Annotated in this window: 11 protein-coding genes; 3 read left to right on the forward strand and 8 right to left on the reverse strand. The window is 41.4% G+C overall.

Annotated elements, in window-relative coordinates; all coding sequences use genetic code 11:
• Window positions 1–4 precede the first annotated feature (4 nt).
• Entirely contained in the window at window positions 5–1,432 is a 1,428-nt protein-coding gene (gene hldE / locus HPC40_RS01205) for a bifunctional D-glycero-beta-D-manno-heptose-7-phosphate kinase/D-glycero-beta-D-manno-heptose 1-phosphate adenylyltransferase HldE (protein WP_208117658.1), read from the reverse strand.
• 142 nt (window positions 1,433–1,574) lie between these two features.
• Between hldE and HPC40_RS01210 the strand changes: the two genes are divergently transcribed.
• Window positions 1,575–2,513 carry a Kdo(2)-lipid IV(A) acyltransferase gene (locus HPC40_RS01210; RefSeq protein ID WP_208117659.1) on the forward strand — a complete coding sequence of 313 codons (939 nt, stop codon included), beginning with the start codon at window positions 1,575–1,577 and terminating at the stop codon, window positions 2,511–2,513.
• Between the two features lie 35 nt (window positions 2,514–2,548).
• Here the strand turns inward: HPC40_RS01210 and HPC40_RS01215 are convergent, their stop codons facing one another.
• The 3 genes from HPC40_RS01215 to HPC40_RS09390 all read right to left on the reverse strand — a co-directional run bounded on the left by HPC40_RS01215 (window position 2,549) and on the right by HPC40_RS09390 (window position 5,757).
• Window positions 2,549–3,175, reverse strand: coding sequence for an MBL fold metallo-hydrolase (locus HPC40_RS01215; protein WP_208117660.1), 627 nt, complete (start codon window positions 3,173–3,175; stop codon window positions 2,549–2,551).
• A 3-nt stretch (window positions 3,176–3,178) separates the two neighbouring features.
• On the reverse strand, window positions 3,179–3,736 hold the full coding sequence (locus HPC40_RS01220) for a YcbK family protein (RefSeq protein WP_208117661.1): 558 nt from the start codon (window positions 3,734–3,736) through the stop codon (window positions 3,179–3,181).
• 143 nt (window positions 3,737–3,879) lie between these two features.
• Window positions 3,880–5,757 (reverse strand): L,D-transpeptidase family protein, encoded by a 1,878-nt coding sequence (locus tag HPC40_RS09390; RefSeq protein WP_235972261.1) that lies wholly within the window; start codon window positions 5,755–5,757, stop codon window positions 3,880–3,882.
• 157 nt (window positions 5,758–5,914) lie between these two features.
• Between HPC40_RS09390 and xthA the strand changes: the two genes are divergently transcribed.
• Together xthA and HPC40_RS01235 are read left to right on the forward strand one after the other, a co-directional pair.
• Complete coding sequence (gene xthA, locus HPC40_RS01230; RefSeq protein ID WP_208117662.1) at window positions 5,915–6,718, forward strand: exodeoxyribonuclease III; 804 nt, start codon at window positions 5,915–5,917, stop codon at window positions 6,716–6,718.
• A 10-nt stretch (window positions 6,719–6,728) separates the two neighbouring features.
• Window positions 6,729–7,499, forward strand: a complete 771-nt coding sequence (locus HPC40_RS01235) for a TIGR01619 family protein (protein ID WP_208117663.1) — start codon at window positions 6,729–6,731, stop codon at window positions 7,497–7,499.
• Window positions 7,500–7,546: 47 nt separating this feature from the next.
• On the opposite strand, the gene HPC40_RS01240 is transcribed toward HPC40_RS01235, so the two are convergent.
• The 4 genes from HPC40_RS01240 to HPC40_RS01255 are packed head-to-tail and all read right to left on the reverse strand — an operon-like array spanning window position 7,547 to window position 11,882.
• The gene (locus HPC40_RS01240) at window positions 7,547–8,908 is read right to left on the reverse strand and encodes a sulfatase-like hydrolase/transferase (RefSeq protein ID WP_208117664.1); all 1,362 of its coding nucleotides are present in this window, start codon (window positions 8,906–8,908) and stop codon (window positions 7,547–7,549) included.
• A gap of 10 nt (window positions 8,909–8,918) precedes the next feature.
• Window positions 8,919–10,421, reverse strand: a complete 1,503-nt coding sequence (locus HPC40_RS01245) for a tripartite tricarboxylate transporter permease (RefSeq protein ID WP_208117665.1) — start codon at window positions 10,419–10,421, stop codon at window positions 8,919–8,921.
• Between the two features lie 10 nt (window positions 10,422–10,431).
• A complete protein-coding gene (locus HPC40_RS01250) occupies window positions 10,432–10,887 on the reverse strand; it encodes a tripartite tricarboxylate transporter TctB family protein (RefSeq protein WP_208117666.1) in 456 nt (151 codons plus the stop codon).
• Between the two features lie 26 nt (window positions 10,888–10,913).
• Complete coding sequence (locus tag HPC40_RS01255) at window positions 10,914–11,882, reverse strand: tripartite tricarboxylate transporter substrate binding protein (protein ID WP_208117667.1); 969 nt, start codon at window positions 11,880–11,882, stop codon at window positions 10,914–10,916.
• Window position 11,883: the final 1 nt, after the last annotated feature.

An 11,883-nucleotide genomic window follows, 5' to 3' on the forward strand; every position in this document is an offset into this window, starting at 1 on the left:
GCTCCTAACCATGTAATTTAATTCGTTCAACAACCTTGGAGGTAGAATACCCATTTTCAAAATTCAGTACCTGTACATCGCCACCGTTCGCCCAGACTTCTTGACTGCCGGCAATCTCTTGCGGTTTATAATCGCCCCCTTTCACCAATAAGTCAGGCAGAATCTCCGCTATCAACTGTTGTGGGGTATCCTCCTCAAATGAGACAACCCAATCTACCGATGAAAGCCCAGCTAACACCGCCATACGTGCGTTAAGTGTGTTAATCGGGCGTGTTTGCCCTTTTAATCTACGCACCGATTCATCGCTGTTAACAGCAACAATTAAGCGGTCGCCTAATTTCCGCGCATTCTCTAAATACGACACATGCCCTGGATGCAAAATATCAAAACACCCATTGGTCATCACAATTTTCTCACCGCGCGCCTTCGCATCATGCACGAGTGTTTGTAACCGCACTTTATCGACGACACCAAAGCCTTCATCCGTGCGTTGATGCACCGCATTTTCCAACTCAACAGGGCTGATCGTCGATGTTCCCAATTTACCGACCACAACACCTGCCGCCGCATTCGCCAGATAGCATCCCTCCTCGAGCGTTCGCCCATCGGCAATCGCTGTGGCTAGCACGCTAATCACTGTATCGCCAGCACCCGTCACATCAAAGACTTCTTTAGCTTGTGTTGGTAAATGAAACGGAGGATGATTGAGTTGCAACAATGTCATTCCCTTTTCGGAGCGTGTAATCAACAGTGCTTGTAAATTCAATTTTTCAATTAGCGCAAATCCTTTAGCACATAGCTCCTCATCATTGGCACACTTACCCACTACGGCTTCAAATTCCGATAAGTTTGGGGTCAACAATGTAGCATGTTGATAACGATGAAAATCTGTTCCTTTCGGATCGATTAATACTGGTAAATTATGTGCATTGGCAATGGCGATCATCTCCTGCACACTATGGAGCGTACCTTTGCCATAATCCGACAGCACCAAAGCACCAAAGTGCGGTGCAGCAGCGCGTAATTTCTCCAACAACACCGCACTTTGTTGTTGGTTAAATGCCGTTTCAAAATCAAGCCGTAAAAGTTGCTGATGGCGTGACAAAATGCGCAACTTGGTGATCGTTGGATGCGAATCTACGGTCGCAAAATCACAATCAATGTTTTCATGGCGTAACATCGTTTTCAAGGTTTGTGCTGGCTCATCATTACCCACTAAACCCAATAATTTCACCGCCACATTCAGCCCAGCGATATTCATTGCGACGTTCGCTGCACCACCTGCGCGCTCTTCATTATGATTGACTTGCACCACTGGCACTGGGGCTTCAGGCGAAATACGTTGCGTTGCGCCAAACCAATAGCGATCTAGCATCACATCGCCTAGCACTAACACGCTGGCTTGGTTAAACTGTGTGATATATTGCGTCATAATTTGCTCCAACTTTTTTGCTGATTTTACCATATTCTGCCACGCCTGACAGAAAAATCACGCCCGTGCAGGCAATTTACTCGGCACTGTTTATCTTTTTTGTCATCTTCGGTAAAATAGCGTTTTCAACGAAGGATTATCAATGACAGACAAACATCGCTTGCCGCCATTTAAAATCGCATTTTTACATCCTCGCTACTGGTTTTTATGGCTTGGGTTTGGGTTATTTAGACTCGTTTTACTGCTCCCTTATCCTATTTTGCTCAAATTGGGGTATGGAATAAGCTGGCTTTTTATACACCTCAACGTAGGAAAACGACGAGCAAATATTGCACGACGCAATCTCGAACTGGCGTTCCCACAAAAATCCGTGCAAGAGCGAGAGCAAATTTTAACCCAAAATATACGTTCTGTTGGCATGGCCATTATTGAAACAGGTATGGCGTGGTTTTGGTCGGATGCCCGCATAAAAAAATGGTCTTCAATCAGTGGACTTGAGCATTTAAAAAAACATCGCCAAGGTGGGATTATTTTTGTTGGTGTCCATTTTTTAACCCTTGAATTAGGCGCACGTATTATTGGGCTTGTGCATCCTGGTGTTGGGGTTTATCGCCCAAATGACAATCCTGTGTTTGATTGGATCCAATATCGAGGACGTATTCGATCTAACAAAATGTTACTCGATCGCAAAGACTTGCGAGGTATTTTAAAAGCACTAAAAAATAATGAAACCGTGTGGTATGCACCCGATCACGATTATGGGCGAAAAAACGCTGTATTTGTGCCGTTTTTCGGTGTCCCTGATGCGGCTACAACAACAGGCAGTTATTATCTCATCAAGGCTAATGATGAAGTGGCTGTTGTACCTTTTGCGCCTTTGCGTAAACATGATGGTTCAGGGTATCATGTGTCAATCTCAGAGCCCGTGACCTTTCCGCATGACGCAAATAAAGAGCAAGTCGCTACACAAATGAATCAGGTTGTTGAGCGTGAAATTGAAAAGGATATTACGCAATATATGTGGCTACACCGCCGCTTTAAAACTCGCCCTAACGACACTATGCCGTCATATTATCAATAGAGCGACAAAAATAAAAGTGCGGTTTAACCGCACTTTTACTGTACAAATGGATTCAGTTTACGTTCACGCCCAATATGCGTTGCAGACCCATGTCCTGGAATGATGATTAAATCATCATCAAATACAAATAATTTCGTTTTAATTGCATGAATTAAATCCGCATGGCTGCTACGTGGAAAGTCCGTACGACCAATGCTGCCATGAAATAACACATCGCCTGTAAAACCAACATTTTTTTCTTTTTCAATAAAGCCTATATGTCCTGGTGTATGCCCTGGTAGATGCAATATATCAAATGTTATCTCTCCGACAGTAACCTGTTCGCCTTCATGCAGCCATCTATCAGGTAAAAATGGGGCTATTTCCGCTAATCCAAAGCGTGTTGCTTGTTCTGGCAAAGAATCAAATAAAAACTGATCTTCAATATGTGATCCAAGCATTTCTACATCAAAATGCGCTTGTAACGCTTTCGCTGCTCCCACATGATCAAGATGTCCATGCGTGAGCAAAATTTTTGTCAAATTGAGACGATTTTCTTCAATAAATGCAATTAAGCGAGCACTTTCTCCACCTGGATCAATGATTGCTGCATTTTTATTATCATCCCAAACTACGCTACAATTTTGCTGAAAAGCAGTAACAGGAATCAGCTCAACATGCATGATTTAACCTCGCCATGTACGTACTGGTCCTGTGTCAATATGCACGAAATTACTACGTGGATAATAACCAACCCCACCATTATTAAGCCCTGCGGCTGCTTTTCTGACTTGTGAAAGCGATATACCATCAATACGGAAATCAATGGCCTGTCCCCGTGTGTGATAACTATTTTTAGCAACACCACGACTACGACGACGCATTGAGGCATTCGTCGCCGGTGCACGATAACCACATATAATTTGAATTTCAGTATTACGCAAACCGAGTTGACTCTGAATTTGGTAAAACTTACCGAACAAATTAGGATCCATTCGGCAAACTTGCTGAGAACGACGATCGCGCAAAAAATAATTTAACTGCTGTAATGCGGCACTGCCGGTGATTTTTCCATTAATAAATTGGGACGTTAAACGTTCACCATTATTAATATTCCGAAAGCGTAAAATGCGAGGTTTTGGCGTTGAGACGGCAGCGAATAGTTGCGTTGGCATTATTACACTGCCAAGCACAATGCCGCCTAATGCAAGCCATCTACGACGTTGTTGATTAGTTTCTGTCATCATTCATTAAAAGTTGTTGTGGTGTTAGCGTAAGACAATAAAAATAAGAATTAGTTTTAATCATGCATCAAATTCTGTTTAGAAAAACATAAAAAAAGCTATTTTTCAATAGCTTTTTTACATATTTGAGTATTAAATCACGTTTACAGCAAATTTTTCTTAATATTTGCCCAATTCACATTGGTTTTACCCAATTTTCTATCGTGATTATAAATATCAGGAGCGGTGTGAATTTGACCATCGTTACCGACCCACATTGTGACATAGTATAAATACACATCATCACGTTTACTTAAGTTAGCAGAAGTCGTTTTCTTACTTGCTAAAACCTGCTGTTTACGCGCCGTCGTCCAGCCATTTTCATTTAACAATAATGTGGCTAATTCATCTGCTTTATGCACCCGAACACAACCTGAACTTAACGCACGATCTGAACGAGAAAATAATCCTCGAGATGGTGTATCATGTAAGTAAATGGCTTCTGAACTTGGCATATTAAATTTAAAACTACCCAATGCACTATCTCCACCTGGTGCTTGACGCAAACGGTATGGGAATTTTTTCGCCGTCATATTTTCCCAATCAATCGTATAAGGATCAATGGTCCGCCCTTTGCTATCTACAATCGTGTAACCATTACGATAGATATAACTTGGATCACGTCGCACTTTTGGAATTAAATCTTCGTTAATTAAACGCGTCGGCGCATTCCATGGCGGATTCACAACCACATTACTCAAACGGCTAGTCATAACAGGTGTCGGGCGTGCTTTTTTCCCCACAATAACTTTTGAATTAAGCACTAACTGCCCATTACGGTAATAATTAAGCTGATAAGTTGGGATATTTACAAAAATACCATTCACTTCATTTGGCAGCACACGTAAACGTTGTGCATTAATCGCTAATTTATATAAATTACCACCAGCCGAAACTGTCGCTGGGTTTAAACGATGTCGCGTATTTGCACCAACTACCCCATCAGCACTCAAGCCATTACGCGCCTGAAATGCTTTCACTGCATCAACCAGTTCACCACTATACAGATCACTATTGGTATTCCCTGAATAGAAACCTTTATTTTTCAAAATAGTGGCAAGATCTTTCACTTCACTTGAGCGATCACCTGGTTTTAAGGTTTCGCTAACACTGGCAACATTGGCAATGCCACCTGAAGGCAGCGATGCCAGAATACGATTTACCGCTGCTTTGTATTTTTTATTGCTAGGCTCTAAACTCTGTACAAAACTTGTCACATGATTAGTGCTAATCGCTTGGCTCCATGCGCTAATGCTTGACTGGCTCGGTAACGCTGCTTTATAACTGCTGTTACCATAAAGCCAATGACGTTGTGCACCTCGTACATTTTGTGCATAGTTCAAATAATTTAAAAACGCATCACTCAGCAAAATATCGCGTTGCATTGTATCCGTGCTGCGACTAATTGCGGCAAGTTGTGTAGCAGCTTGATTTGACACCCCGCTGAGTACCCATGGCACGAACTGACGCATCAAATATTGGGTGGCTTGGTTGTTATGCCATAAAGGCTGAAAACCGTGCTCACCATAAAGTTTAGCCAGTGCAGTGGTAAACACAACATTTTGCCCTGCCAATAATTGCTGCAATTTTGCTTTATTTTCTGCGAGCTGCTGCGCTTGAATCGCCTCATTTTCAGGGGACGCGACATCATCAGATTGCGCATTAATTTGCCCTGTTGCATCTTGCAAAATTTTCTCAGTGACCGCAGGTACCGCACTTTCATGTGGTTCAAGCTGTTCATTCGCTGGTATTGAGGTCGCCTTTTCATGCTGAATTGACACAGGTGCATGAGGCTGAACCGCACTTTGTGTTTCGTCTGACGGCGTGTTGATCACTGACTGTACTGCTTCTATCGTTTCAGCGGTTTCATTAACCACACGCTGCCCCGCAGTGCCTGTTTCCTGCGCAAAGGTTGTGCTTGCAAGCGCAAGCCCACCAACAGACATACAGAGTGCTTTGGTCAATGTCGTTTTGGTAAACATAAATCTTCGTCCTTGGTTATTGTAAAACTGTTTTATTTTAACAAAAATTAACCAATTGAGAAAACAGAATTTACATAGTCCATACAAGAATGAAAAGGACAGACACTCAAATACAATTCTGATAAAATACGCGTCTAATAAATATAAGGAAACGACGATGAAATTTATCTCTTTTAATATTAATGGGTTGCGCGCACGCCCAGCACAGCTTGAAGCCATTATCGATAAACATCAGCCTAATGTTATTGGGTTACAAGAAATTAAAGTGGCTGACGACGACTTTCCTCACCACTTGGTTGATCACTTAGGCTATCACGTTTTCTATCACGGACAAAAAGGGCATTATGGTGTCGCATTACTATGTAAACAAGAGCCAATCGCTGTACGCAAAGGATTTCCAACAGACGATGAAAATGCCCAACGTCGCCTTATTATGGCTGACATCGCCACACCGCATGGCATGATAACCGTCATTAATGGCTATTTCCCACAAGGGGAAAATCGTGCACACGAGACTAAATTTCCGGCTAAAGCCAAATTTTATGCCGATCTTACTCACTATGTCGCCAACATACATCCGAAAGAACAACATTTAGTGATTATGGGCGATATGAACATTAGTCCAACCGATTTAGACATCGGCATCGGAGAGGAAAATCGTAAACGCTGGTTGCGTACTGGGAAATGTTCATTTTTACCCGAAGAACGGGAATGGCTTGCCAACTTGCTTCAGTTAGGGCTAGTGGATACATTCCGCATGCAATATCCGCACGCAGCGGATAAATTTTCATGGTTTGACTATCGTTCTAAAGGCTTTGACGACAATCGCGGATTGCGTATTGACCTCATCTTGGCAGATCAAACGCTAGCGCAGAAATGTACAGCCGCCGGTATTGATCTAGAGATTCGTGCGATGGAAAAACCGTCCGATCACGCCCCTATTTTTGCTGAGTTTGCATAAGGATTGAGATATGAATGCCCAATATCAATGGGATAGCTACCGCACTTTAATCAATGAACAAGAAGCATTTGTGATGGTCAATATTGGTGTTGTGCAGCAGCTTGACGAAATGCACTTGCCATACGCATTGTCATTTTCCTTACCTTTTGATGCCAACATTCATGGGCAAAATTTAGTTGATTCTCAATGGCAATGTGAATCATACCTTGACCAACTTTCGCAAACGCTACTGCCGTTAGTAGGCTTAACCCAAACTGTTCTAGTGGGGTTTATCATCATCGGGAATAAAACAACAGTCTATTTTTACAGTAATGATCCCGATCGATTTCAAGACAGCCTCAATTACCAGCATTGCCAAGATTTTACGGTACAGCGCGATCCAAATTGCGATATTTACTTTGATTTTCTCCTTCCCTCCCCGCTTGAGATGAAAATCAACGCTACCGCACAGACATTGGAAAGCCTAAGCCAAGAGGGCGCAAATCTAGATTTACCGCACCCTATCACACATAAATTTCAATTTGAAAGTGCGGAAAAAATGCAAGACTTCATTGACTATTGCATGAAAGAATTTGGTTTTATTGATATTCGCTACACACAAGATCCCGTGCAAGAAGAGGATGAGGCATATTATTTAGTCATGTTACAGCACGATCTCGTATTGAGCGATGACACTATTTTTGAATTTGTCAAAACATTTGATAAAAGTGCGGATCAATTTGAAGGTGAATACAACGGGTGGGAATGCCAAATTCAAAAGCAAGAAAAACCATTGCATTAAATGTAAAGTGCGGTCTGACCTCAATCTGACCGCACTTTGTTTTTTCATTAAAGCTGATCTTTAATCATTGGGCGAGGTTCACCTGCCTGCACCATTAAATCACAAAGGCGTTCACGTAATTGTGCTTTAATGTGCTGATATTCAGGCTCTGCCACGACATTTGTCAGTTCATACGGATCTTTTGTAAGATCATAGAGAAAATCATCGCAATACACATCACTGCCGCCCTGTACACCACCATGTACATTTGGTGCGTAAACACTGTAAAGATAGTTTTCAGTACGAATGCAACGCCCAATGCGACTTTCACTGATTTGCGCAAAAATTTCATTTTTACGTTGTGGATCCCGATGTGCCACCACATCATGCAAATTTTCACCAATCATTTTATCGCCAACGTCAATGCCCGCCATGGCAAGAAACGTTTTTGGTAAACTCGCCGTACTCACCAGATCTTTGATGCGCAAGCCTCCTTTATAACCTGGCCCTGCAATAATCAATGGCACATGTAAAGCACTAGAGTGACAACTGCGCTTATAATCATCGTAACCATTAAGATGCTCGTCTTTATTACGCGTCATAAAGTGTGAGCCATGATCTGAGGCATAAATGATAATGGTATTATCAAATAAGCCTTTTTCTTTGAGCTTATCAATGACTCGCCCCAGATTATCATCAAGGCTGCGACAACATCCCAAATAATCTGGATACATCTCATCCGCATTACCACCTAATACTTTCAGATCGTGTGGTAATTGATAATGCTCAAAGCGTGTTTTTGACCCTTCTGGCCCTTCATAAGTATGGCGATCATTTTGGTGGTGTGGCTCAATGTGGGAAATCGTCATAAAAAACGGTTTTTCATTGTTATACTGCTCTAAAAATTCCAGTGCAAAATCAGTAATGCAATCAACACGATAGCCTTTAAACTCACATTTATTCATATTTTCATCAAATACGAAACCATCATAGCCATGGGAGGTAAACTCTAATACATCAGCCGCTCGCCAAAAACCTTTATAGCCTCCCCGACGCTCAGGTGGTATCGCCGTGATGGTATAATCTATGGTTGGCGTGGCTTCTAATTCGCCATCACTGGCTAAATGCCATTTACCAATATAAGCCGTTTCATAACCATTTTCAGTGAAATAATCTGCCAATGTTTTAGTATCTAGCGGTAATGCAATATTATTACGAAAACAGCCTGTTTGTGTTGGATATAGCCCACTTTGAAAAATTGAGCGACATGGTCCACACACAGGTTGCGGCGAATATGCCTCCTCAAACAAGACGCCTTGACGTGCCAGAGCGTCTAAGTGCGGTGTGACATCTAATGGTTGTCCATATGCACCAATAGTGTCCCAACGCTGTTGATCAGAGAAATAAAATAAAATATTTGGGCGCGACATAATAACCTCTTTATTGGCGTGTTTTTTTCGCTTTTTTATAATTGTTATAAATCAGCATACAAAGCACTGAAACTAACAAAATGAAAAACGCAAGTGAATAAGGGCGTGTAACGAAAATATCCCAATTACCGTCAGAAATCATCAAAGAGCGGCGGAAATTCTTCTCAGTCAATGAGCCAAGAACTAAACCAAGCAACACAGGAATCGCTGAAAAACCAAGTTTACTCATCACGTACGATACCACCCCAAAGGTAATGGCTGTGCCGAGATCAAACATGGAGTTTTTAATCGAATAAGCCCCTGCAAAACAAAATACCGCAATAATTGGCACAAGAATTTGGCTTGGTACTTTCACCACTTTTGCAAACATTCTGGTCAAATATTTGCCTTGTAATAGCATAAATAAATTCACAAATATCAGCCCAATCATAATCGCATAAACAGTTGTACCATGATTTTGGAATAAATTTGGACCTGGCGTTAATCCATTTATCATTAATGCACCAAGCATAATTGCCACTGCACCATCGCCTGGAATACCTAACGTTAGCAATGGGATCAATGTTGCCCCTGTTACGGCATTATTCGCTGATTCCGCCGCAGCAATACCCTCAATAGAACCTTTACCAAATTCTTCAGGCTTTTTAGAAACTTTTTGTGCAACATCATAGCTTAAAAATGACGCCATTGACGCACCTGTGCCAGGAATAATACCAATAATAGAACCAATTAATGATGAGAACGTTAATGGTTTTGACATTCTCATCCACTCTTTTTTACTTAAACGTTCATGTTCAAATTCAATTTTTTCGTTCTGTTTCGCCTGTGATGTTTTCGCTAACAAATGCCCTTTATTAATAATTTCCACTAACGCAAACAAACCAATTAACACAATGACCAGATCAAATCCGCCATAAAGATAGATATTATCGAACGTAAAACGCATAACGCCACCGCCAATAATATCTTGACCTACTGTGGCTAAAAATAGCCCAAGACAGCCTGAAATAATCCCTTTTAATAAACTCTCACCACTCACACCAGCGATGATTGTTAAACCAAATGCACAAATCAAAAAATATTCAGGCGATCCCATCTTCAGTGCGACTTTGGCAACCTCTGGAGCAAGGAAAAGTAACACCAATGCACTAAATGTGCCGCCGATAAACGAAGCATACAGTGCGATATTCAATGCTTTTTGTGAATGCCCTTGTTGTGATAGCGGATTGCCGTCCATCATCGTAGCCGTTGCATGAGGTGTTCCTGGTGTGCGGATAAGAATTGCGGAGATCGAACCACCATAACTACCTGCACAATAAATCCCGAGCAAAAACATAAAAGAATCTATCGCGCCCAAGTTATAGGTAATCGGTAATAACAGCACCAAACAGAGCATAACCGTAAGCCCTGGCACCGCTCCAAAAATAATGCCAAGAAACAAGCCAAGATTAATATATAAGAAGCTGCTTAATGAGAAAAACGCATCAAAACCATTGATAAAATGATCCCACATAACCCACTCCTTACGGTAATTTCACATGCAAAATATGCTCAAATACCACACTTACTAAAATCACTGTGGTGCACACAATGGCATAGTATTTCCAATTACGGCAACGTGAAAGCAGCAAAAACGCATTCACAAAAATCAATGATGCCACCAAAAATGGCAACGCATCTAATAAAAACCAATATGCAATTAATAAGGCAATTAAAATAAATGCACGATATTCTTCACCCAGATCGAAGCTCACCACTTTCACAGGTTTTTTCTGTATTAATAAGACGATCTCTTTTGCGACCAAAATCGCACTACAAAGCCACATCAACCCAACAATAATGCGTGGAAAGGTTTGTGAATTAATTGCCTCAGCACTCTCTCTTAATACAATCTGAGTAGGGATAAACCACCACAACAGTGATGAAAAAATCAAAAAAACAATACCACCAACTAAATTTTGTTTAATCTGAATTTTCATTGTTTACCCCCACTATTAATTGAATCTTATTTCACCAACTCAGCGTATTTTTTCGCTTTTGTCATACTGGATTCAATATAGTTTTTCACCCAAGCACCGTCTTGAATATCGATACGCACACCGATATTTTTCGCAATACCTTGGAATTTTTCATTTTGCATAATATTTTTCAATGCGGTGTATGCTTTTTGTACATTCGCATCATCAGTGCCAGCACGCATAAATACAGCACAAATATTGGTCATCCAAGTATCGTAACCATGCTCTGTCACACTTGATAAATCATACACATCATCTTTCAATGATTTATCATCAAACGCCACCACAGGGTTTACACTGCCCGCTTTCACAAACTCTTTAGCTAACGAAGCGTGAGTGGTCGCAAAATCAACTTCACCAGACACCACCGCCGTTAATGCTTCATTTGCGCCTTCATAAGGAATGATTTTAAATTTACCGCCCATTGCATCAATTAGTGCCGCCGATTGCAACGCTTCAGATGAGTTTGTGCCATTCGCCGCAATTTTCACCACTTTGCCTTCTTTGACATAGTTTTCCAAATCCGCAAAATTTTTAATATTTAATTTTGGATTTGAAATAAAGACGAACGTCGAAGAATACACATTAATGACAGGCACAAATTGATCAAATTGATAGCTAACTTTCATTGTCAACGGTGCAATAGCAAAACTGCCTTCACCGCCGAAAATCATCTTGTCGGAATTCGGTTTTTCTTTCACATATTCCGTTAATGCCACTGCACCGCCAGATCCCAAAATATTGGTTGCTAACAACGGTTGACCAAATTCCGCCTTGCCAAACTCGGTCATTGCACGCGCAACTTGGTCAGCTAACCCACCCACAGCCCACGGGGTAATAATTGTTACCGGACCTGTTGGCCAACTTTCTGCTTTGGCACTCGCTTGAGCAGAAAATAAAGACACACCAAGTACACTAGCAAGGCTCAAACTTAACAGTTTTTTCCATGGTTTCATA

The organism is Spirabiliibacterium falconis (assembly GCF_014885015.1).
Lineage (GTDB): Bacteria > Pseudomonadota > Gammaproteobacteria > Enterobacterales > Pasteurellaceae > Spirabiliibacterium > Spirabiliibacterium falconis.

Bases quoted from the DNA above. Each gene is read 5' to 3' on its own strand.
- HPC40_RS01215 (WP_208117660.1), bottom strand. From the start codon at position 3,175: ATGCATGTTGAGCTGATTCCTGTTACTGCTTTTCAGCAAAATTGTAGC.
- hldE (WP_208117658.1), bottom strand. From the start codon at position 1,432: ATGACGCAATATATCACACAGTTTAACCAAGCCAGCGTGTTAGTGCTA.
- HPC40_RS01235 (WP_208117663.1), top strand. From the start codon at position 6,729: ATGAATGCCCAATATCAATGGGATAGCTACCGCACTTTAATCAATGAA.
- HPC40_RS01250 (WP_208117666.1), bottom strand. From the start codon at position 10,887: ATGAAAATTCAGATTAAACAAAATTTAGTTGGTGGTATTGTTTTTTTG.
- HPC40_RS09390 (WP_235972261.1), bottom strand. From the start codon at position 5,757: ATGTTTACCAAAACGACATTGACCAAAGCACTCTGTATGTCTGTTGGT.
- HPC40_RS01220 (WP_208117661.1), bottom strand. From the start codon at position 3,736: ATGACAGAAACTAATCAACAACGTCGTAGATGGCTTGCATTAGGCGGC.
- xthA (WP_208117662.1), top strand. From the start codon at position 5,915: ATGAAATTTATCTCTTTTAATATTAATGGGTTGCGCGCACGCCCAGCA.
- HPC40_RS01210 (WP_208117659.1), top strand. From the start codon at position 1,575: ATGACAGACAAACATCGCTTGCCGCCATTTAAAATCGCATTTTTACAT.
- HPC40_RS01255 (WP_208117667.1), bottom strand. From the start codon at position 11,882: ATGAAACCATGGAAAAAACTGTTAAGTTTGAGCCTTGCTAGTGTACTT.
- HPC40_RS01245 (WP_208117665.1), bottom strand. From the start codon at position 10,421: ATGTGGGATCATTTTATCAATGGTTTTGATGCGTTTTTCTCATTAAGC.
- HPC40_RS01240 (WP_208117664.1), bottom strand. From the start codon at position 8,908: ATGTCGCGCCCAAATATTTTATTTTATTTCTCTGATCAACAGCGTTGG.